The sequence below is a fragment of the Streptomyces sp. NPDC059895 genome, from assembly GCF_042731035.1.
Taxonomy (GTDB): domain Bacteria; phylum Actinomycetota; class Actinomycetes; order Streptomycetales; family Streptomycetaceae; genus Streptomyces.
In genome coordinates this window covers 91,202-112,821 of sequence record NZ_JBHWKO010000020.1, presented here as the reverse complement: position 1 = coordinate 112,821, position 21,620 = coordinate 91,202, and the positions used below count along the sequence as shown (strand labels likewise).

Sequence of the window (21,620 nt, the reverse complement as noted above, 5' to 3'; positions counted from 1 at the left end):
ACGGTGGCCGGCGACAAGCAAGCGGACACGACGGTGCCCACCGAGGCACGGGAGCGGCATGCGCAGCTCGCTGAGCAGATCGAGGAGCACCGCTTCCGGTACTACGTGAAGGACGCCCCCGTCATCAGCGACGCGGAGTTCGACCGGCTCCTGCGGTCCCTGGAGGCGCTGGAGGAGGAGTACCCGGAGCTGCGCACGCCCGACTCGCCGACCCAGAAGGTGGCGGGCGCGTACGCGACGGAGTTCACGGCCGTCCAGCACCGCGAGCGCATGCTCTCCCTGGACAACGCCTTCGACGATCTGGAACTGGCCGCCTGGGCCGAGCGCGTCCACAAGGACGTGGGCGCCTCCGCGCACCACTTCCTGTGCGAGCTGAAGGTCGACGGCCTCGCCGTCAACCTCACCTACGAGCACGGGCGCCTCACCCGCGCGGCGACCCGCGGCGACGGCCGCACCGGCGAGGACATCACGCCCAACGTGCGCACCATCGCGGAGATCCCGGACCGGCTGTCCGGCGACGGCGTCCCCACGCTGGTGGAGATCCGCGGCGAGGTCTACTTCCCGATGGAGAAGTTCGAGGAGCTCAACGCCCGCCTGGTCGAGGCCGGCGACAAGCCCTTCGCCAACCCGCGCAACGCGGCGGCCGGTTCGCTGCGCCAGAAGGACCCGCGCGTGACGGCGACCCGCCCCCTGCACATGGTCGTCCACGGCATCGGGGCGCTGGAGGGCTACGAGGGCCTCGCCCGGCTCTCCGAGGCCTACGACCTGCTCAGGACGTGGGGCTTGCCGACCTCCACGCACAACCGGGTCGTCGACGGCCTCGACGGCGTACGGGAGTTCATCGCGTACTACGGCGAGAACCGCCACTCGGTGGAGCACGAGATCGACGGCGTCGTCGTCAAGCTCGACGAGATCCCCCTCCAGGGCAGGCTCGGCTCCACCTCGCGGGCGCCGCGCTGGGCGATCGCGTACAAGTACGCGCCGGAGGAGGTCAACACCAAGCTCGTCAACATCCGGGTGGGCGTGGGCCGTACGGGCCGTGTCACGCCCTACGCCCAGGTCGAGCCGGTGACGGTGGCCGGCTCCGAGGTCGAGTTCGCGACCCTGCACAACCAGGACGTCGTCAAGGCCAAGGGCGTCCTCATCGGCGACACGGTGGTGCTGCGCAAGGCCGGTGACGTCATCCCGGAGATCCTCGGACCGGTCGTCGACCTGCGCGACGGCACCGAGCGGGAGTTCGTGATGCCGGCCGAGTGCCCCGAGTGCGGGACGCCGCTGCGGCCGATGAAGGAGGGCGACGTCGACCTGCGCTGCCCCAACGCCCGCACCTGCCCGGCCCAGTTGCGCGAGCGCCTCTTCTACCTCGCCGGCCGCAAGGCCCTGGACATCGAGCACTTCGGGTACGTCGCCGCCGCGGCCCTCACCAAGCCGCTGGAACCGGCGGATCCGCCGCTTGCCGACGAGGGCGACCTGTTCGACCTGACCATCGAGCGGCTCCTGCCCATCAAGGCCTACGTCCTGGACCAGGACAGCGGCCTGCCCAAGCGCGACCCGAAGACGGGCGAGGAGAAGGTCGTCACGGTCTTCGCCAACCAGCAGGGCGAGCCGAAGAAGAACGCGCTGGCCATGCTGGAGAACATCGCCGCCGCCAAGGAGCGACCGCTGGCGCGCGTCCTCACCGGCCTGTCGATCCGGCACGTGGGGCCGGTCGCCGCCGAGGCGCTCGCGCGCGAGTTCCGCTCCATCGACCGGATCGAGCGGGCGAGCGAGGAGGAACTGGCCGGCACGGAAGGCGTCGGCCCCATCATCGCCGCCTCCCTCAAGGAGTGGTTCGCCGAGGAGTGGCACCAGGAGATCCTCCGCAAGTGGAAGGCCGCCGGGGTCCGTACGGAGGAGGAAGGCTCCGCGGAGGACGAGGGCCCGCGCCCGCTGGAGGGCCTGACGGTCGTCGTGACCGGCACGCTCGAGCACTTCACCCGCGACGGCGCCAAGGACGCCCTGCAGAGCCGCGGAGCGAAGGTGACCGGTTCGGTTTCGAAAAAGACGTCATTCGTCGTCGTGGGGGACAGTCCCGGATCGAAGTACGACAAGGCGATGCAGCTCAAGGTGCCTGTCCTGAACGAGGACGGCTTCACCGTCCTGCTCGAACAGGGGCCGGACGCGGCGGCCGAAGCCGCGCTTCCCGCACCGGAGCAGTGACCCGGTAGCGGGCAACGGCGGTTGAAGGCCACCCGATCGGCGCATATCAGATGCATACGGGTGGCCGGGGCGCATTCGGGCAACCGTCGACGACCGCTGCCCGTGGACGCCTTCTGCGGCCTACTGTTGAGATGTGCGCCTGCCGTGCCCAGCTGCGGTCGGGGCATCCTCGTGCTCTGGGTGAGCAGGGGGAGGGGCCGCCCAACGCGGCGCCGCCCGGAGGCTGTCGGGCAACGGGCCGCGTGGCGTGGGCACCGCCGGCTGTGAGAGGGACGGGAATGGAACCGACCGAGAGCGCCGCCACGGAGTCACGGCTGCGCCGACGCCGGGCCGCCGGCACCTGGTGGGGCAGCCGGTGGGTGGTGTGGTCCGAACGCGCGCAGGAGCACGCGGGCGCACCGCACGCCGCCACCACCACCCGGTGCGCCCCCGACGCGCTCGGCACCGGGGCCGTCGCCGCGGTGATGCCCGACGGCGGCGCCGAGCGGCACCCGTCCTGGCCCCCGCTGCCCGCGGCGGTCGTCGCGGCGGCCGGGTTCGTCCTCGGCGCCGGCTTCTACCGCGCCTTCACCGGCCACCACGCGCTCTTCCCGGCCGGCACCGCCGGCTGGTCGCTGGCCGTCCTCGCCGGCGTCATCGTCGGACACCTGGTCATGCTCGGCCGGGCCCGCTGGTGGGGCGGCACCGGCTCCGGCGCCGCCCTCACCCTCGCCGTCCTGCTGCTGTACGGCTGGGTGCCGGCCGGACTGGTCAGCCTCACCGTCGTCGTCCTGGTCGGCGCGGCCCGGCGCCACCGCTGGCGGCAGGGCGTCCTGCACGGCGCGGCGGACATCCTCGGCATCGGCGCCGGCGCGCTGCTGCTGGCCGCCTGCGGCCGGGTGCCGTCCGTCGAGAGACCGTGGACCCCGGACACCTGGACGCTCTACACCGCCCCCCAGGCGGCCCTTGTCGCCGTCGCCTACCTCGCGGTCACCCGCGTCCTGCTCTGGTACCTGCACGCGCCCCGCGCCGGCGGTCTGCCCACCGTCGCCCGCACCGCCCTGGTCCGGCAGGGACTGGTCGCGGTCGCCCTGCTCGGCATAGCCCCGCTGGTGTGCGTGGTCGCCGTGGCCAAGCCCATCCTGCTGCCGCTGTTCGCCATCCCGCTCATCGCCCTCGACTCCACCCTGTGGATGGCCCGCGCCCGCGCCGAGGAGCAACTGCGCGACCCGCTCACCGGACTGCCCAACCGCCAGTGGCTGGGGGAGCGCATCTGGACCGCCCTGGACGACGCCGAACGCATCGGCGCCCGGGCCGCACTCATGCTGATCGACCTCGACCGTTTCCGGTCCGTCAACGACACCCTCGGTCATCTCGCCGGCGACCGGTTGCTGCTCCAGATAGCCGACCGGCTCCGGGTCGCCCTCCCGCGCGGGGCCGAGGTCGCCCGGCTCGGCGGCGACGAGTTCGCGGTCTTACTGCCCGTCGCCGACTCCACGACCTCCGCCGCCCGCGTCGCCCGCGGACTCGTCTCCGCCCTCGGCTCGCCGCTCGACCTCGACGGGCTCACCCTCGTCCTGGAGGCCAGCGCCGGCGTCGCCGTCTTCCCCGACCACGCCCTCGACGCGGAGGGGCTGCTGCGCCGCGCGGACATCGCGATGTACCAGGCCAAACGGGACCGTACGGCCGTCGAGGTCTACGAGTCCAAGCGCGACTCCAACACCCCCGACCGGCTCGGCCTCCTCGGCGATCTGCGGCGCGCCCTCGACGCGCACGAGGTGCAGCTGCACTACCAGCCCAAGGTCCGCTTCGACGGGCAGGTCGCCGGCCTGGAGGCGCTGGTGCGGTGGGTGCACCCCGAACGGGGGAAGGTCCCGCCGGACGAGTTCATAGCGATCGCCGAGTCGTCCGGGCTGATGCCGCACCTCACGGAGTACGTCCTGGAGACCGCGCTCGGCCAGGTCGCCGAGTGGCGGTCCCAGGGGCTGTACGTACCGGTCGCGGTGAACGTCTCCCCGCGCGACGTCCACACCCCCGGCTTCGCCGGCTCCGTCGCCGCGCGCCTCGCCCGGCACGGGGTCCCCGCGGGAGCGCTCCAGCTGGAGATAACCGAACACGTGCTGCTGGAGGACCCGCAGCGGGCCGCCGACACCCTCAACGGGCTGACCGGGCACGGCGTGAAGATGTCCCTGGACGACTTCGGCACCGGCTACTCCTCGCTCGTCCATCTGCGCCGGCTGCCGGTGAGCGAGCTGAAGATCGACCGGTCCTTCGTGGCCCGGCTGGCGGTGGACACCGAGGACGCGGAGATCGTGCGCTGCACGGTCGACCTCGCGCACTCCCTGGGGCTCCTGGTGGTGGCCGAGGGCGTCGAGGACGACGAGACCTGGGAACGCCTGCGCGACCTGGGCTGCGACGCGGTCCAGGGCTGGCTGGTGGCCGCGGCGATGCCCCCCGACGAGACCACGGCGTGGCTGCGGGCCCGCGGCTCCCGGGGCTGGCAGCGCTCCGCGGCGGCCCTCCCGGCAGCGGCCGCCGACGAATAGCCCACCCCTGCGCGGACCGGCCGGACAGCGGGCGCTTCCGCGCGGGGCCGCCCGCTCCCGGCGGGTGTCGGGCCACGCCGGAAGCCTCCCTTGGCGGGCGTTCGGTCGGGCCGGAAGCACCCCCCTGCCGGGTGTCGGGCGAAGCCGGAAGCCCCCCTGGGCGTTCGGTCACGCCGGAGGCACCCCCCTGCCGGGTGTCGGGCCAAGCCGGAAGCCCCGCTCGGCGGATGTCGGTCATGCCGGAGGAACCCCCTGCCGGGTGTCGGGCGAAGCCGGAAGCACCCCCCTGCCGGGTGTCGGGCGAAGCCGGAAGCCCCCCTGGGCGTTCGGTCACGCCGGAGGCACCCCCCTGCCGGGTGCCGGTCATGCCGGAAGCCTCCCTCGGCGGGTGTCGGTCACGCCGGAAGCCCCCTCGGCGGGTGTCGGTCACGCCGGAAGCACCCCCCTGCCGGGTGCCGGTCATGCCGGAAGCCTCCCTCGGCGGGCGTCGGTCACGCCGGAGGCACCCCCGCCGGACGTCGGGCCAGCCGGCCCCCCGGGCGGGCGTCCGGCCAAGCCGGAAGCCCCCGTCGGACGTCCGGCCGCGCCGGACCACCCCCGCGCCCACCCGTTCAGCCCAACGGCAGGGGGCCGCTCCAGGCCGAGGAATCGGACGCACGCGCGCCACCGGCACCGAGCTGCCGGTCTGCGTCGGCTCAGCTCACCCCCGCCGTGAAATGGGCGGTCAGCAGCTCCAGGCGCCTCTCGTGGGCCCCCTCCGGCAGGCGTCCGCTGCGCATCAGCGTGACGAGACCGTGCAGCCCCGCCCAGTACGTCTCCGTCAGCAGTCCGGCGTCGTCGCCCTCCGCCGCGATCGGCTCGACGGCCGCCGCCAGTTCGGCGAAGGAGTCCCACAGCGCGGCCGGCGCCTCAGCGGTCGCGAACGGCAGGTCCACCGCGTGCGTGAACATCGCGTCGTACAGGGCCGGCCGCCGCCGGGCGAACGCCGTGTACGCCTCACCCACCGCCGCCAGTCCCGCCCGGGGGTCTTCCGCTCCCGGGCCCCGGCCGGCCGCTTCCGCGACGGTCCCGGCCCCCGCCGCGCGCGTCCGCGCCGCCCGCAGCTCCGCCGCCAGCTCCGCGAAGCCCTCGACCGCGACCGCCGCCATGATCGCGTCCTTGCCCTTGAAGTGGCTGTAGAGGACGGGCTGGCTGTACTCGATCTCCGCCGCCAGGCGGCGGGTCGTCACCGCGTCCCAGCCCTCGGTCTCCGCCAGTTCGCGCGCGGCCGTGACGATCAGCTTCTCGCGCTCCGCTCGTTCGCGCTCTCGGCGCGTCTGGATCGACATGCCCCGGATTCTAGCAGCGCTAGCCAACCTGTCGTCGCTCTACTAGCTTCGCTCTCGACACTAGCGCCGCTAGAAAAGAGACACGACGTGACCGTCGCCGCGTACACCCTGGCCGTCCTGCTCGATCTGTTCTGCGTGTTCCTCGGCTACCGGTTCCTGTTCCGGCCGGCCGCGGCCGCCGCCGGTTACGGCGTCCCGGCCCGCCCGGACGGCGATGCCGGCGCCTACCTTTCGATCAAGGGCCTGAGGGACGGCACCTTCGGCCTGATGGGCCTGGCCCTGCTGGCCTTCGCCGGCGCCCGTGCCGAGGCCTGGTTCATGCTCACCGTGGCACTCGTGCCGCTGTGCGACACGCTGATCGTGCTGCGCCACGGAGGGACGAAGGCCGTCGCCTTCGGCATCCACTTCGCCACGGCTGTCGTGGTCCTGATCAGCGCCGGTCTGCTCTTCGCCGTCTGAGCGCGGCACCGCCGGCGGCCTTCCGCGGGTGCGGGGGGCCACGGCGACCACTTCCCGCGCGGCGACGGCCGGTCGCGGTACCGGCCGCGAAGCCCTCCCGGCGGCCGACCGTTTCACGGGTTGTCGGCCCGGCCCCCTAGGATTGGGCCCACACCACACATACTCACCCCAGAGGAACGCTGCATGCCTGGCATCACGCGCGAGGAGGTCGCCCACCTCGCCCGGCTGGCGCGTCTGGAGCTGAAGCCCGAAGAGCTCGACCACTTCGCGGGACAGCTGGACGACATCATCGGCGCGGTCGCCCGCGTCAGTGAAGTCTCCGACCAAGACGTACCGCCGACCTCGCATCCCCTCCCGCTGACGAACGTCATGCGCGTGGACGAGGTCCGTCCGTCGCTCACCCCCGAGCAGGCGCTCTCCAGCGCCCCGGCCCAGGAGCAGCAGCGTTTCAAGGTGCCGCAGATCCTGGGGGAGGACTAACCGTCATGACGGACATCATCAAGCTCACCGCGGCCGAGATCGCCGCGAGGATCGCCTCCGGCGAGCTCACGGCCGTCGAGGTCACCGAGGCCCACCTGGCCCGGATCGAGGCCGTCGACGAGAAGGTGCACGCCTTCCTCCACGTCGACCGCGAGGGTGCCCTGGCCCAGGCCCGCGCCGTGGACGAGAAGCGGGAGCGCGGCGAGAAGCTCGGCCCGCTGGCCGGCGTCCCCCTCGCGCTCAAGGACATCTTCACCACCGAGGGCATCCCGACCACCGTCGGCTCCAAGATCCTCGAAGGCTGGATCCCGCCCTACGACGCGACCCTCACCAGGAAGCTGAAGGCCGCCGACGTCGTCATCCTCGGCAAGACCAACATGGACGAGTTCGCCATGGGGTCGTCGACGGAGAACAGCGCCTACGGCCCGACCGGCAACCCCTGGGACCTCACCCGCATCCCCGGCGGCTCCGGCGGTGGCTCGTCCGCGGCCCTCGCCTCCTTCGAGGCCCCGCTCGCCATCGGCACCGACACCGGCGGCTCCATCCGTCAGCCGGCCGCCGTCACCGGCACGGTGGGCGTGAAGCCGACGTACGGAGCCGTCTCCCGCTACGGCATGGTGGCCTTCTCCTCCTCCCTCGACCAGGGCGGGCCCTGCGCCCGTACGGTCCTGGACGCGGCCCTGCTGCACGAGGTCATCGCCGGCCACGACCCGCTCGACTCGACCTCCATCGACGCCCCGGTCCCGCCGGTCGTCGAGGCCGCCCGCAACGGCAGCGTCGCCGGGATGCGCGTCGGCGTGGTCAAGCAGTTCCGCGGCGAGGGCTACCAGGCCGGTGTGATCCAGCGCTTCGACGAGTCCGTCGCCCTCCTCGAGGAGCTGGGTGCCGAGATCGTCGAACTGGACTGCCCGTCCTTCGACCTGGCGCTGTCGGCGTACTACCTGATCGCGCCGTCCGAGTGTTCGTCCAACCTCGCCCGCTTCGACGGCCTGCGCTACGGCCTGCGCGTCGGCGACGACGGCAACCACTCCGCCGAGGAGGTCACCTCCCTCACCCGTGAGGCGGGCTTCGGCCCCGAGGTCAAGCGCCGCATCATGCTCGGCACGTACGCCCTCAGCTCCGGCTACTACGACGCGTACTACGGCTCCGCCCAGAAGGTCCGCACGCTCATCACGCGCGACTTCGAGAAGGCCTTCGAGCGGGTCGACGTGATCGTCTCCCCGACGACCCCGACCACCGCCTTCCCGATCGGCGAGCGCGCCGACGACCCGATGGCGATGTACCTGGCCGACCTGTGCACCATCCCGACCAACCTGGCGGGCAACGCGGCCATGTCGCTGCCCTGCGGTCTCGCCCCGGAGGACAACCTCCCGGTCGGCCTCCAGATCATCGCCCCCGCGCTGAAGGACGACAGGCTGTACAGGGTCGGCGCCGCCGTCGAGGCCGCCTTCGTGGAAAAGTGGGGCCACCCGCTGCTCGAGGAGGCTCCGTCGCTGTGAGTGCACTGACCAAGGCCAAGGGCTTCAAGAAGTCCAAGTCCGGCACGTACCTGACCATGGCCACCACCGCGTTCGGCGCGTTCGGTGTCGCCAAGCGTCTCAAGAAGGCCCGCGTCGACAAGGACACGCTCGTCCTGATCGACGCCACCTTGTCCGCCGCCGCCATCGTCACCGGCCTCGCCATCCTCTACCGCGAGCTGAAGCGGCTGGGCGACGACGACGTCCTGCTGGGCTGAGAGGGAAGTTTCACCGTGACCACCACGACCGAACTGGTGTCGTACGAGGACGCGCTGGCGTCGTACGACCCCGTCATGGGCCTCGAGGTCCATGTCGAACTCGGCACCAAGACCAAGATGTTCTGCGGCTGTTCGACCGAACTCGGTCAGGGCGCCAACACGCAGACCTGCCCGACGTGCCTCGGCCTGCCCGGCTCGCTCCCGGTCGTCAACGCGACCGGCGTCGAGTCCGCGATCAAGATCGGTCTCGCACTGAACTGCGAGATCGCCGAGTGGTGCCGCTTCGCCCGGAAGAACTACTTCTATCCGGACATGCCGAAGAACTTCCAGACCTCCCAGTACGACGAGCCGATCGCCTTCGACGGCTACCTCGACGTGCAGCTGGAGGACGGCGAGACCTTCCGCGTGGAGATCGAGCGCGCGCACATGGAGGAGGACACCGGCAAGTCGACGCACGTCGGCGGCGCCACCGGCCGTATCCACGGCGCCTCGCACTCGCTGCTCGACTACAACCGCGCCGGCATCCCGCTCATCGAGATCGTCACCAAGCCGATCGTCGGCGCCGGCGAGCGCGCCCCCGAGGTCGCGCGGGCGTACGTCCGCGAGCTGCGCGAGGTCATCCGGGCCCTCGGTGTCTCCGAGGCGCGCATGGAGATGGGCCAGATGCGCTGCGACGTGAACCTGTCGCTGATGCCGAAGGGCGCCGAGAAGTTCGGCACGCGCTCCGAGACGAAGAACGTGAACTCCCTGCGGTCCGTGGAGCGCGCGGCCCGTTTCGAGATCCAGCGGCACGCGGCCGTGCTCAACGGCGGCGGCCTGATCGTCCAGGAGACCCGCCACTTCCACGAGGACACCGGGTCGACGACCTCGGGCCGCGTGAAGGAGGAGGCCGAGGACTACCGGTACTTCCCCGAGCCGGACCTGGTGCCGGTCGCCCCCTCGCGCGAGTGGGTCGAGGAGATCCGCGCCGGTCTGCCCGAGCTTCCGCTGGCCCGCCGCAACCGCCTCCTCGCGGAGTGGGGCATCTCGGCCACCGACATGCAGGCGATCATCAACGCCGGCGCGCTGGACCTGATCGTCGCCACGATCGACGCCGGTGCGGACGCGGCCTCCGCCCGCAAGTGGTGGATGGGCGAACTGGCCCGCAGCGCCAACGAGTCGGGCAAGGCCCTGGACGAGCTGGCGATCACCCCGGAGCAGGTCGCCCGCGTCACCGAGCTCGTCTCGAAGGGTGACCTGAACGACAAGCTGGCCCGCCAGGTCATCGAGGGCGTCCTCGCGGGCGAGGGCACCCCGGACGAGGTCGTCGACCAGCGCGGTCTGAAGGTCGTCTCCGACGAGGGCGCGCTCACCGCCGCCGTCGAGGAGGCCATCGCCGGAAACCCGGGCGTTGCGGACAAGATCCGCGGTGGCAAGGTGGCCGCGGCCGGCGCCCTGGTCGGCGCGGTCATGAAGGCCACCCGCGGGCAGGCGGACGCGGCCCGCGTCAAGGAGCTCATCCTGGAGAAGCTGGGCGTCGGCTGACCCCGCCCGACTCCCGAGGGGGACGCGCCGTCGCCGGTGCGTCCCCCTCGCCGCGTCCGCCCGCGCCCGCGCCCGGGGCTCTCAGGCCGAGGCGCTACGCTCGCCCGCCATGAGTGGACGTACCGACTCCGACACCCAGGACGGCATACGGGCCGACACGACGGACGATCAGGAGACCGCGGGGCAGGAGCCCCGGAGCCCGCGCCGGGGAGCCGACCAGGACCGAAACCGGGACCAGGGCCGGGACCAGGCCCAGGGCCGGGATCAGGCCCAGGACCGGGATCGCGGCCCGGACGGGCATGCGGCCCAGGAGTCGGGGCCGGAGCCGGAGCCGGAGGCGGAGGCGGACGAGGAGTACGGCATCGAGGACGCCCGGCGGGCCCGCTGGACGGCGACCGGCACCGGTGCCCTCCTCACCCTCGCCGGTCTGGCCGCGGCGCTGCTGCGCCTCACCGGCACCGTCCCGGCCCTCGTCCCGGCGGCCTACGCCCTCGGCGCCGCCGTCTGCGCCCTCGCCGCGGTGCTGGCGTCCCGGGGCCGCACCCGGCGCGCGCTGTGGCTGCTCATCGGCGGCGTGATGATCATGGCGGTCGGTGACCAGGCCGACTGAACCCGGTGACGAGGGAGTGACGAAGCCCACGAACAGGGCAAACGATCACATTCGCCTGAAAGAGTGGCCCCATATCGCGCATGCGTCATATCGCGCATGCGTCATATCGCGCATGCGTCATATCGCTCATGCGTTCTTTGCGGGCTGATCAGCTCATTGACGGCTGTTCCCGGTCAAAGATCCACATTTCACCTCCGGGAGCGCGTTTCGTGGCAGCCCTTGCACACTGGTGTGTCCGGCACCGCCTCGCCGTGGTCCTGCTCTGGCTCCTGACCCTCGGCGGGACGGCCACCGCGGCCGTCGTCGCCGGCTCCGCGTACTCCAACGACTACGACGTCCCCGGCACCGAGTCCGCCCGCGCCACCCGGCTGCTCGCGGAGGGCTTCCCCGACCTCGGCGGTGACAGCGACACCGTGGTCTGGCACACCGCCTCGGGCACCGTCCGCGCCGCCGACGTCGAGCAGACGATGACCCGCACCCTGGCGAAGATCGCGGACCTGCCGGGCGTCGCGTCCGTGACCGGCCCCTACGGCGACCAGGGCGCCGCCCGGATCAGCGCGGACGGACGGACCGCCTACGCCACCGTCACCTTCGACGACCCGGCCGAGGAGGTCGAGCGGGGCGAGGCCCAGGCCGTCGTCGACACCGCCGAGGCCGCCGCGGGCGACGGGCTCCAGGTGGAGCTGGGCGGCAGCGCCGTCGCCCTGACCGAGTCCTCCGGCACCCACCTCGTCGAGGCCGTCGGCGTGGCCGTCGCCGCGGTCGTGCTGTTCCTCGCCTTCGGCTCGCTCGCCGCCAGTCTGCTGCCCATCGCCACCGCACTGGTCGGCGTCGGCACCGCGTACGCCGGGACCGTGCTGCTCGGGCACGCCATGACCGTCGCCGACTTCGCGCCCATGCTCGGCATGCTCGTAGGCCTCGGCGTCGGCATCGACTACGCCCTGTTCATCGTCACCCGGCACCGGCGCGGCCTGAAGCGCGGGCTGTCGGTCACCGAGGCCGCCACGGACGCCGTGGCCACCACGGGCCGCGCCGTCGTCTTCGCGGGCGCGACCGTGTGCATCGCCCTGCTGGGCATGCTGATCCTGCGCCTGAACTTCCTCAACGGCGTCGCGACGGCCGCCTCCCTGACCGTCGTGCTGACGGTCGTGGCCTCCGTGACCCTGCTGCCCGCCCTGCTGTCCTGGATCGGCCCGCGCGCCCTCAGCCGCCGCGAACGGCGCCGGCTCGCCGAGCACGGGCCCGAGCCGGAACTGCCGACCGGCCTCGCCGCCCGCTGGTCGGCGTTCGTCGAGCGCCACCCCCGGCTGCTCGGTGTGCTCGCCCTCGCCGTCGTCGCCGTCCTCGCCCTGCCCACCCTCTCCCTCCGCCTGGGCACCTCCGACCAGGGCAACGACCCCCGCTCCAGCACCACCCGCCAGGCCTACGACCTCCTGGCCGACGGTCTCGGCCCCGGGGTGAACGGCCCGCTCACCCTCGTCGCGCGGGTCGGCGGGGCCGAGGACCGGCTCGCCCTCGACAACCTCGACGCCACCCTGCGCGCCACCGAGGGCGTGGCCGCGGCCACACCGGTGACGTACAGCGCCGGCGGCGACACCGCGTTCCTCACCGTCGTACCCGACTCCGCCCCGCAGTCGCAGCGCACCAGCGAACTCGTCGACCGGCTGCGCGACGAGGTGCTGCCCCGCGCCGAACGCGGCACCTCGCTCGACGTGCTGGTCGGCGGGGTGACGGCCGGCTACGACGACTTCGCGACGGTCATCGTCGGCAAGCTGCCCCTCTTCGTCGGCGTGGTCGTCGGCCTCGGCTGCCTGCTGCTCCTGCTCGCCTTCCGGTCCGTCGGGATACCCCTGAAGGCCGCCGCGATGAACGTCGCCGCCGTCGCCGCCGCCTTCGGTGTCGTCGTCGCCGTCTTCCAGTGGGGCTGGGGCAGCGAACCGCTGGGCCTCGGCCGGGCCGGCCCGATCGAGCCCTTCCTGCCCGTGATCATGGTGTCGGTCCTCTTCGGGCTCTCGATGGACTACCAGGTCTTCCTCGTCAGCCGGATGTACGAGGAGTGGCTGGAGACCGGCGACAACCGGCGGGCCGTCCGCGTCGGCCTCGCCGAGACCAGCCGGGTGATCAAGTCCGCCGCGGTCATCATGATCTCGGTCTTCCTCGCCTTCGTCCTCAGCGGCGACCGGGTGATCGCCATGTTCGGCATCGCGCTCGCCGCCGCCGTCGCCATCGACGCCTTCGTCCTGCGCACCCTCCTCGTCCCCGCCCTCATGCACCTCCTCGGCGGCGCCAACTGGTGGCTGCCCCGCTGGCTCGACCGGCGGCTGCCGCGCCTCAGCATCGACCCCCCCGAGTGCCGCGCCGCCGCCCGTGAGAGGCTCACGGACGACACGGCGGAGTGGCAGACCGAGCGGAGGCGACAGGATGTACGCGACATCCCTGGGTGACGACGGGGCCGAACTGCGGCCGCTGGAGGTCTGGCACGCCGGGGAACTCCTCGCCTGCATCGACCGGGGGCGGGACTTCATCGGCCGCCACATCGGACTGCCCGACGCGATCCGCGACCTGGACGGGGCCCGCGCCTTCCTGCGCTCCTACGCCGACAAGCGCGCCGCCGACTCCGGCAACCTGCACGGGGTGTGGCTGGACGGGACGCTCGTCGGGGGGCTGCTGTTCCGCGTCTGGGACACCGCCGCCGGGGTCTGCGAGGCGGGCTGCTGGCTGGTGCCGGACGCGGTGGGGCGCGGACTCGTCACGCGCGGCCTGCGGACGATGCTGGACTGGGCGTTCGACGAGCGCGGGATGCACCGTGTGGAGTGGCGCGTGTCGTCGGCCAACGAGCCCAGCGTCAATGTGGCGCGGCGACTGGGCATGACCCGTGACGGTGTCCTGCGTGAGCACTACCCGCACCGGGGAGTGCGCACGGACACCGAGATCTGGTCGGTGCTCGCCCCGGAATGGCGCGCGGCACGCGCGCGTACCGCTCACAACGATCATTAAGACACCTCTCAGAGAGCGTCCGTACGGTGCGAGGTATGGGAACCAAGACTGTTGACGAGGCCGCAGCGGCCGAGACGGAGACCGACCAGGCCGTGGCGGTCACCGACGAGGCCGTGAGGGCCGAGAAGGGCGGCGAGACCGAGAAGTCCGGCGCCACCGAGTCCGGCGCTTCGGAATCCGTGGCTTCGGAGTCCGACGCGCCGGAGTCCGTGGCTTCGGAGAGCGTCGCTCCGGAGGACGGGACCGAGGGGATCGGGACCGAGGAGATCGGGACCGAGGAGATCGGGACCGAGGAGATCGGGAAGGACGACGAGGCCGCCGTCGCGGACGGGCCCTCGGGTGTCGGCCAGGGCGCCGGAGCCGTCGTCTCCGCCGTGCTCGGCCTGGTGTCGCTCAGCGGCGGCTGGATCGGCACCGTCGCCTCCGCCCGCGCGACCCTTATCGGCCAGTTGGAGACCTCCTCGACCGCCAGCGTCGCCCAGCAGATCCAGGCGGTGTACGGCGACGCCTGGCAGACCACCGCCCTGTGGGCCGGCCTGTTCGCGCTGGCCGGGCTGATCACCGGCGTCGTGGTACTGGCCCGGCCCGCCTTCGGGGCGTCCGGCAGGCCGCAGGCGCCCTGGATCAAGTCGGTCGCCTGGGCGGGCGTCACGATCGGCGTCATCGGGTTGCTGCTGGCCGTCCTGAAGTACACCGACGCGCTGCTCGGACTGCCGTCGGCGAGCTGATCCGCCGCGCGTCCCGAGGGCCACGACGGCCCCGACGGGCGCCGTCGCAGAGGGGTCCCGGTCGGGCCGTAAGCACCTTACGGCCCGACCGGGGCCCCTCACGCACGTCTAAGGCCCCGACCGCCCCCGCAGATGCGGAACTCTGCCGATGCGGCGGACCCCCTGGGAGACGAGGGTTGAGCCATCGCGAACAGCGAGGCCACCCGACCGACTCCACCGAGGGGCACATCGTGTACGACGACCGGTACCAGCAGGTGCGGTTCCGCGCCACCGAGCTCATCCGCCGTGCCGAGCACGAGCGGCTCGCCCGCGAGGCCGTCCGCGGCCGGCGCGCCGCCCGCCGCGAGGCCGCCGAGCGCGCCCGGCAGGCCGCTCCGCGGTCCCGGGAGTCCGCCGTGCGGCCCCGCGACCCTGCCGTGCGGCCCCGCGACCCCGCCGCCCGGACCCCCGACGCAGCCTCCGCTCCGGCTCGCGACGCCGCCGCCCGGACCCCCGACGCCGCCTCCCGGACCCCGGACGTCACGCCGGCCCGCGAAGCCGCCGCCCGGACCACGTGAGCGCGGGGAAGCGGGCGGGCGGCACGCGGACGGTGGGAGACGCGGTGGGGGAGGCGGGGGTGGTGGGTGAGGTGGGGACGGTGGGGACGGTGGGGACGGTGGGGACGGTGGGGACGGTGGGTGACGCGGTGGCGGGCCGTACGGTGGCGCCGGTCGTGGGGGCGCCGGTCGTGGGGGAGCCGGCCGTCCCGCCGGGTCCGGTGGGCGGTGTGTGCCGGCCGGTGTCGCCGTGATCGTCCCGTCGATATCCAGTGGGGGGCCGACGGGCCCCTGTGCGATGCTCGCCCCCGTGGAGACCAGGTCCGTGAGCCCCGTCTTCGTCGGCCGTGCCGACGAGTTGGACACCCTGAGCGACGCGCTCTCCCGCGCCGCCGCGGGAGAGCCGCAGGCCCTGCTGATCGGCGGCGAGGCCGGGGTCGGCAAGACCCGCCTCGTCGAGGAGTTCGCCACCGCCGCCGGCCGCCGTGCCGCCGTCGTCACCCTCGGCGGCTGTGTCGAGATCGGCGCCGACGGGCTGCCGTTCGCCCCCTTCTCCACCGCCCTGCGCGCCCTGCGCCGCGCCGTGCCGGACGCCTGGGACGCCGCGGCCGCAGGCCAGGAGGAGGAACTCGCCCGGCTGCTGCCCGAGATGGGCGAGGCGGGCGCGGAACGCCACGACGAGGAGGGCATGGCCCGCCTCTTCGACCTCACCGCCCGCCTCCTGGAACGCCTCGCCGCCGACCGCACCGTCGTCGTCGCCCTGGAGGACCTGCACTGGTCCGACGCCTCCACCCGCCACCTCCTCGCCTACCTCCTGCGCACCCTGCGCACCGGACGCCTGGTCGTCCTCGCCACCTACCGCTCCGACGACATCCACCGCCGCCACCCGCTGCGCCCCCTGCTCGCCGAACTCGACCGGCTGCGCACCGTCCGCCGCCTCGAACTGGCCCGCTTCACCCGCGAGGAGGTCGGCCGCCAGATCGCCGGCATCCTCGCCCACGAACCCGACCCCGCCCAGGTCGACGCCATCTACGAACGTTCCGACGGCAACGCGTTCTTCGTCGAGGAACTCGCCGTCGCCGGCCGCGCGGGCTGCCGCACCGGCCTCCCCGACACCCTGCGCGACCTGCTGCTAGTACGGGTCGAGGCGCTGCCCGAGAGCGCGCAGCATGTCGCCCGGACCGTCGCCGAGGGCGGCTCCACCGTGGAGTACCGGCTGCTGGCCGCCGTCGCCCGGCTCGCCGAGGACGACCTCATCGAGGCGCTGCGGGCCGCCGTCGGCGCCAACATCCTGCTCGCCGCGCCGGCCGGCGACGGCTACCGCTTCCGGCACTCCCTGGTCCGCGAGGCCGTCGGCGACGACCTGCTGCCCGGCGAACGCTCCCGCATCAACCGCCGCTACGCCGAAGCCCTGGAGGCCGATCCGACGCTCGTCCCCGCCGACGAGCGCGTCATGCGTCTGGCCAGCTACTGGTACCACGCCCACGACGCCGCCAAGGCCCTCCCCGCCGTCCTGGACGCCTCCGTCGCCGCCCGCTCGCGCCACGCCTACACCGAGCAGCTACGGCTGCTGGAGCGGGCGATGGAACTGTGGGAGGCCGCCCCCGAGGACGTACGGGCCGGGCTGGGCCGCCTCGACCGCGCCCAGGTTCCCCCGCGGTCCGCACCGCGCGGGGAGCCCCCCGGCGGCCGCGACCCGGCCGCCTCCGCGCCGCTGCGCTACCTCGACCTGATGGCGGAGGCCGCCGTCGCGGGCCGGCTCTGCGGGGATCGCGAACGCGCCCTGAAGATCACCAAGCGGGCGCTGCGCCTGCTGGACGAGGAGGCGGACCCGTTGCGCGCCGCCTGGTTCTGGGTCCAGCGTTCCCGGCTCGTCCAGGCGCAGGCCCGCGGCGACGGCCGGCAGGAACTGGCCACCGCCCAGGACCTGGTCCGCGGCCTGCCCCCGTCCGCGGTGCACGCCGAGGTGCTGTCCAACGTGGCCAACTGGGCCATGCTCCACGAACCAGGCGCCGACGCCTTCTCGTCGGCCGAGCGGGCCGTGGAGTACGCGCGCATGGTCGGCGCCCGTGAGATCGAACTGAACGCCCGCCTCACCCTCGGCTGTCTCATGGTCGACTCCGGCGAGGTCGAGGCCGGCCTGGCGGAGCTGTACGAGGTCAAGGAGCGGGCCGTCGAGGAAGGCGTGACGGTGGTGGCCGGACGCGCCCATGTGAACCTGCCGTCGCAGCTGGAGGGCGTCGGCCGCTCGCGGGAGGCGGTCCCTATCCTGGAGGAAGGGATCGCCTACACCCGCAGGTACGGCCTGTTGGACGCCGAGGCGTGGGTGTGGGGCAACCTGTCCGACTCGCTGTACTCGCTGGGCCGGTGGGACGAGGCCGCGGAGGCCGCGGCGAACGCCCTGCGGGTCGGGCACAGCGCGAAGCCCCGGGGAGCCGGCGCCCTGCGCCTGGCCAACATCGCCCTCGTGCGGGGCGACGCGACCGCGGCCGCCGTCCACCTGGCCACCGCCCAGGCGCACTACGGCACCCACGACTCCATGCCGCAGCAGGCGCTGCCCCTCTCCCGGATCGTGATCGGGGTGGCCGCGGAGGAGGGCCGGCTGCTGGACGTCCGGGCCGAGGTGGACCGGGTCCTCGACGCGGGCTTCCCGCCCGGCACCCAGCGCTACGGCTGGTCGGTGCTGCTGGCCGCCGCCCTGGCGGAGGCCGACGCCCGCGACCTGCCCGCCGCCGGACCAGGCCGGACCGCCGCCCTCGACCGCCTCCTCACCGGCGTCAAGCGGATCGCCACGGGCGCGCCCGTCTGGCTCGCCGTCGAGCAGTGGGTCCGCGCGGAGCTCCGCCGCGCCGAGGGCCGGGACACTCCCGAACTGTGGTCGGAGGTGGTCAGCGCCTTCGAATCGCTGGAACACCCCTACGATCTCGCCCGCGTCCGGTACCGGCTGGCCGAGGCACTCCTCTGCGCGAGCCCCTCCCGCCCGGGCGCGGCAGGCAGCGCAGGAGACGCCGAGGCGGACCGCGACCGGGCCGCGGAACTCCTGCGCCTCACCCACGCCGTCGCCGGCCACCTGGGCGCCCGCTCCCTCGCCGAGTCCGCCGCCGGCCTCGCCCGGCGCGCCCGCCTCACCCTCACCGCCGTCCCGGCCCCCGTCCCGGACGACCCGGCCCGCGCCCTCGGCCTCACCGGCCGGGAACGCGACGTCCTGCGCCTGGTTGCCGCCGGCCGCACCAACCGCCAGATAGCCGAGCGGCTCTTCATCTCCCCGAAGACGGCCAGCGTCCACGTCTCCCGCATCCTGGCCAAGATGGGGGTATCGGGACGGGGCGAGGCGGCGGCGGTGGCGCACCGGCTGGGACTGTTCCCGGCGGGGGCGGACGACCGCGCGCTCCCGGGACAATGACGGCAGGCGACCAGTGAGGAGCCGGCAACCATGTTCAACGCCTTCGAGGAACTGTTCTCCCCGGGCCGGGGGCACACCCGCGACGAGCAGAACCGGCTGGAGCTGACCCGGGAGGACGTCGGCGACGCCGACCCGGGGCGCGGACCGATAGACCTCGCGTCGGGGAAGGTCGTCGTCCGCCCGCCCACGCCGGCGGCCGTGGAGGACACCGGGCCCGGGGCCGAGGGGGACACCGGGGCCGAGGGGGACACCGGGGCCGAGGGGGACACCGGGGCCGAGGGGGACACCGGGCCCGAGGCGGAGGGGGACACGGGGGAGGGCGGCACCCGGGAGTGAGGCCGGATGCCGGGGCCTCAGCTCACCTCCAGCTCCAGGATCCTGTCGTCCCCTTCCTTCGGCGTGCCCCGCCCGTCCGTGTTGCTGGTGGTCACCCACAACTTGTCGCCGCCGGCCGCGACCACCGTGCGCAGCCGGCCGTAGTCGCCCTCCAGGAACGCCTGCGGGTCCGCCGACGCCTCCGTGCCCTTCAACGGGACGCGCCACAGGCGTTCCCCCTTCAGGCCGGCCATCCATACCGAGCCCTCGGCGTAGGCGATGCCGCTCGGGGAGGCGTCGTCCGTGCCCCACTGGGCCAGCGGGTCGTGGTACGCCGCGTCGTCCGACGTCCCTTCGGCCTCCGGCCAGCCGTAGTCGTCGCCCGGCTCGATCGCGTTCAGCTCGTCCCAGGTGTCCTGGCCGAACTCCGCCGCGAACAGGCGCTGCTTTCCGTCCCAGGCCAGCCCCTGCACGTTGCGGTGGCCGTACGTGTACACCGGGGAGTCCGGGAACGGGTTGCCCGGGGCCGGTTCGCCCTCCGGGGTCAGGCGCAGGATCTTGCCGCCCAGGGACTCCTTGTCCTGGGACAGGCCTCGGTCGCCGCTCTCGCCCGTGCCGACGTAGAGCATCCTGTCCGGGCCGAAGGCGATCCGGCCGCCGTTGTGGATCACGCCCTTCGGGATGCCCTTGAAGACCGTGTCGGGCGCCCCCAGCTGGTCGCCGGCGGGCCGCTGCGGGTCGTACAGCATGCGGACGACGCGGTTGTCCGAGACCGAGGTGAAGTAGGCGTAGACCATGTGGTCCGAGGCGTAGTCGGGGGAGAGGGCGATACCGAGCAGACCGCCCTCGCCGGACGCGGAGACGCCCGGCACCTCGCCGATCTCCGTCTTCGCGCCGCTCTCCTCGTCGACGCGCACGATCGTCCCCTCGTCGCGGGAGGAGACCAGCAGACCGCCGTCGGGCAGCGGGGCCAGGCCCCAGGGGCTGTTCAGGCCCTCGGCGACCGTCCGCACCACCTTGACCGTGCCCTTCGCGGGCGGGGTCTCCTCGGCCGTCGGCGAGGGGGAGCTCCGGGCGGCCGTCGGGCTCGGGGACGGGCTCGCGGCACTGCCGGGGGTTCCTCCGCCGTCGGAGGAGCAGCCGGCCGCCAGCAGGAGCACACTCGCGGCCAGTACGGACGTCACCGCTCGACGTTGCACGATCTCGGTCCCTTCGACATGACGGGTCGCCCCGTGGGTTCCCGGCGACGGGCGCGCCCCGCCGGATCCGCCGGATCCCACCGGCAGCCTCTCCCTGTCATACACCGCCGACGCCCCAGGGGTTCCCGATCACCGCAACCCGATGCGCGAACGGCCACCCCGCCACGGCCCTCCGGCCCCTGGCCCTGCGTCTCGGGTGTCCTGGCCATCGGCCCTGCGCCTCGGGTCTTCCGGTTGTCGGCCTTGCGCCTCGGGTCTTCCGGTTGTCGGCCCCTGCGTCCTGGGCCTTCCGGCCGTCGGCCCCGCGCTGTCGGCCTCGGGCCTTCCGGCCCCGGCCCTGTTCCCGGGCTACCCCCAGCCTTGTTCCCGGGCTACCCCCAGCCTTGTTCCCGGGCTACCCCCAGCCTTGTTCCCGGGCTACCCCCGGCCCTGTTCCCGGGCTACCCCAGGCCCTACTCCCGAACTCCCGCCCCACCCTGCTCCCGACGCCCCCGACCCGTCCCGCCCCGACCCGTCCCGCCCCGTCCCGTCCCGCCCCGACCCGTCCCGCCCCGCCTCACTCCCAAGACCCCTGAGCCGCCGGCAGCCCCGCCACCTCCGCGAGATCCCGGGCCGTCAGCCGCAGGCCGGCCGCCGCCGCGTTCTCGGTGACCCACCGCTGTTGTTTGGCGCCGGGCACCGGCACCACGTGCCGGCCCTGGGCCAGCACCCACGCCAGTGCCACCTGCGCCGGTGTCACGTCCTCGCCGTGCCGGGCGGCCACCCGGCGCAGCCCGGCGACGATCGGCTGGTTCGCGGCCATCATCTCGGCGGTGAAGCGGGGGTGGCGGGCCCGCATGTCGTCCGGCTCGAACCCCTCGCCGGGGGTCAGCGTGCCGGTGAGGAAGCCGTTGCCGAGGGGCATCGCCGCGAGGAATCCGATGCCGCGCGTCTCGCACCACGGCAGCAGGGCGTCCAGCGCCTCCGGCGACCACACCGACAGCTCCGCCTCCACCGCGCTCACCGGGAACACCTGCTGCACGCGGTTCAGTTGCCGGATCGTCGCGTCGTACAGCCGCTTCGTCGCGTCGTAGGGCCGCCCGCCCGCCCGGCGGCCGCCCCGCGCCCCGACCGCGCACAGCCCCAACGCCCGTACCTTGCCCGCCCGTACGAGCTCCGCCATGGCGCCCCAGGTCTCCTCGACGGGCACCTCGGGGTCGGCGCGGTGCAGCTGGTAGAGGTCGATGACGTCCGTCTGGAGGCGGCGGAGGGAGGCGTCGCAGGCCCGTCTCACGTATCCCGGGCGGCCGTTGGCGACGATGTGCTGGTCGCCCACCAGCAGCCCGACCTTCGTCGACACGAACGCGTCCTCGCGCCGCTCCCTCAACGCCCGCCCCACGAGCAGCTCGTTGGTGAACGGGCCGTACATGTCGGCCGTGTCCAGCAGGGAGGCACCGAGGTCCAGCGCCCGGTGCAGGGCCCTCAGCGACTCGTCGCCCCGCTGCCGCGACCCGCTGTACCCCCAGCTCATCGGCATGCACCCGAGTCCGACGGCCCCCACCGCGAGCGCCGCCGCGCCGATCGTCCTGCGCTCCACCTGCTC

17 protein-coding genes are annotated in these 21,620 nt (G+C 73.7%); 14 read left to right on the top strand and 3 right to left on the bottom strand.

Annotation, left to right across the window (positions count from 1 at the left end; genetic code table 11):
* Positions 1 to 3 precede the first annotated feature (3 nt).
* A complete protein-coding gene (gene ligA, locus ACFV9M_RS23185) occupies positions 4 to 2,199 on the top strand; it encodes an NAD-dependent DNA ligase LigA (protein WP_385068590.1) in 2,196 nt (731 codons plus the stop codon).
* 278 nt (positions 2,200 to 2,477) lie between these two features.
* Positions 2,478 to 4,724: a putative bifunctional diguanylate cyclase/phosphodiesterase gene (locus ACFV9M_RS23180; protein ID WP_385068589.1), complete on the top strand. Its 2,247-nt coding sequence runs from the start codon at positions 2,478 to 2,480 to the stop codon at positions 4,722 to 4,724.
* Positions 4,725 to 5,419: 695 nt separating this feature from the next.
* On the opposite strand, the gene ACFV9M_RS23175 is transcribed toward ACFV9M_RS23180, so the two are convergent.
* Positions 5,420 to 6,052 (bottom strand): TetR/AcrR family transcriptional regulator, encoded by a 633-nt coding sequence (locus ACFV9M_RS23175; protein ID WP_385068587.1) that lies wholly within the window; start codon positions 6,050 to 6,052, stop codon positions 5,420 to 5,422.
* Positions 6,053 to 6,139: 87 nt separating this feature from the next.
* On the opposite strand from ACFV9M_RS23175, the gene ACFV9M_RS23170 reads away from it, so the two are divergent.
* The 12 genes from ACFV9M_RS23170 to ACFV9M_RS23115 all read left to right on the top strand — a co-directional run bounded on the left by ACFV9M_RS23170 (position 6,140) and on the right by ACFV9M_RS23115 (position 18,860).
* The gene (locus ACFV9M_RS23170) at positions 6,140 to 6,511 is read left to right on the top strand and encodes a DUF4267 domain-containing protein (protein WP_385068585.1); all 372 of its coding nucleotides are present in this window, start codon (positions 6,140 to 6,142) and stop codon (positions 6,509 to 6,511) included.
* Positions 6,512 to 6,694: 183 nt separating this feature from the next.
* Positions 6,695 to 6,991 carry an Asp-tRNA(Asn)/Glu-tRNA(Gln) amidotransferase subunit GatC gene (gene gatC / locus ACFV9M_RS23165; protein ID WP_385068583.1) on the top strand — a complete coding sequence of 99 codons (297 nt, stop codon included), beginning with the start codon at positions 6,695 to 6,697 and terminating at the stop codon, positions 6,989 to 6,991.
* Positions 6,992 to 6,996: 5 nt separating this feature from the next.
* Positions 6,997 to 8,490 (top strand): Asp-tRNA(Asn)/Glu-tRNA(Gln) amidotransferase subunit GatA, encoded by a 1,494-nt coding sequence (gene gatA, locus ACFV9M_RS23160; protein ID WP_385068582.1) that lies wholly within the window; start codon positions 6,997 to 6,999, stop codon positions 8,488 to 8,490.
* On the top strand, positions 8,487 to 8,726 hold the full coding sequence (locus ACFV9M_RS23155) for a hypothetical protein (protein WP_385068580.1): 240 nt from the start codon (positions 8,487 to 8,489) through the stop codon (positions 8,724 to 8,726). The genes gatA and ACFV9M_RS23155 overlap by 4 nt, the downstream gene beginning before the upstream one ends.
* 15 nt (positions 8,727 to 8,741) lie before the next feature.
* The gene (gene gatB / locus ACFV9M_RS23150; protein WP_385068578.1) at positions 8,742 to 10,250 is read left to right on the top strand and encodes an Asp-tRNA(Asn)/Glu-tRNA(Gln) amidotransferase subunit GatB; all 1,509 of its coding nucleotides are present in this window, start codon (positions 8,742 to 8,744) and stop codon (positions 10,248 to 10,250) included.
* Positions 10,251 to 10,611: 361 nt separating this feature from the next.
* The gene (locus ACFV9M_RS23145; protein WP_385068724.1) at positions 10,612 to 10,860 is read left to right on the top strand and encodes a hypothetical protein; all 249 of its coding nucleotides are present in this window, start codon (positions 10,612 to 10,614) and stop codon (positions 10,858 to 10,860) included.
* A gap of 209 nt (positions 10,861 to 11,069) precedes the next feature.
* Complete coding sequence (locus tag ACFV9M_RS23140; RefSeq protein WP_385068577.1) at positions 11,070 to 13,304, top strand: MMPL family transporter; 2,235 nt, start codon at positions 11,070 to 11,072, stop codon at positions 13,302 to 13,304.
* The gene (locus ACFV9M_RS23135) at positions 13,282 to 13,857 is read left to right on the top strand and encodes a GNAT family N-acetyltransferase (RefSeq protein ID WP_385068576.1); all 576 of its coding nucleotides are present in this window, start codon (positions 13,282 to 13,284) and stop codon (positions 13,855 to 13,857) included. The genes ACFV9M_RS23140 and ACFV9M_RS23135 overlap by 23 nt, the downstream gene beginning before the upstream one ends.
* 35 nt (positions 13,858 to 13,892) lie before the next feature.
* A complete protein-coding gene (locus ACFV9M_RS23130) occupies positions 13,893 to 14,585 on the top strand; it encodes a hypothetical protein (protein ID WP_385068574.1) in 693 nt (230 codons plus the stop codon).
* Between the two features lie 176 nt (positions 14,586 to 14,761).
* Entirely contained in the window at positions 14,762 to 15,142 is a 381-nt protein-coding gene (locus tag ACFV9M_RS23125) for a hypothetical protein (protein ID WP_385068565.1), read from the top strand.
* Positions 15,143 to 15,419: 277 nt separating this feature from the next.
* Positions 15,420 to 18,524, top strand: a complete 3,105-nt coding sequence (locus tag ACFV9M_RS23120; RefSeq protein WP_385068563.1) for an AAA family ATPase — start codon at positions 15,420 to 15,422, stop codon at positions 18,522 to 18,524.
* A gap of 30 nt (positions 18,525 to 18,554) precedes the next feature.
* Positions 18,555 to 18,860, top strand: a complete 306-nt coding sequence (locus ACFV9M_RS23115) for a DUF6191 domain-containing protein (protein ID WP_385068562.1) — start codon at positions 18,555 to 18,557, stop codon at positions 18,858 to 18,860.
* Between the two features lie 17 nt (positions 18,861 to 18,877).
* Here the strand turns inward: ACFV9M_RS23115 and ACFV9M_RS23110 are convergent, their stop codons facing one another.
* Entirely contained in the window at positions 18,878 to 20,038 is a 1,161-nt protein-coding gene (locus tag ACFV9M_RS23110) for a PQQ-dependent sugar dehydrogenase (protein ID WP_385068560.1), read from the bottom strand.
* A 556-nt stretch (positions 20,039 to 20,594) separates the two neighbouring features.
* Positions 20,595 to 21,614 carry an aldo/keto reductase gene (locus ACFV9M_RS23105; RefSeq protein WP_385068558.1) on the bottom strand — a complete coding sequence of 340 codons (1,020 nt, stop codon included), beginning with the start codon at positions 21,612 to 21,614 and terminating at the stop codon, positions 20,595 to 20,597.
* Positions 21,615 to 21,620 lie beyond the last annotated feature (6 nt).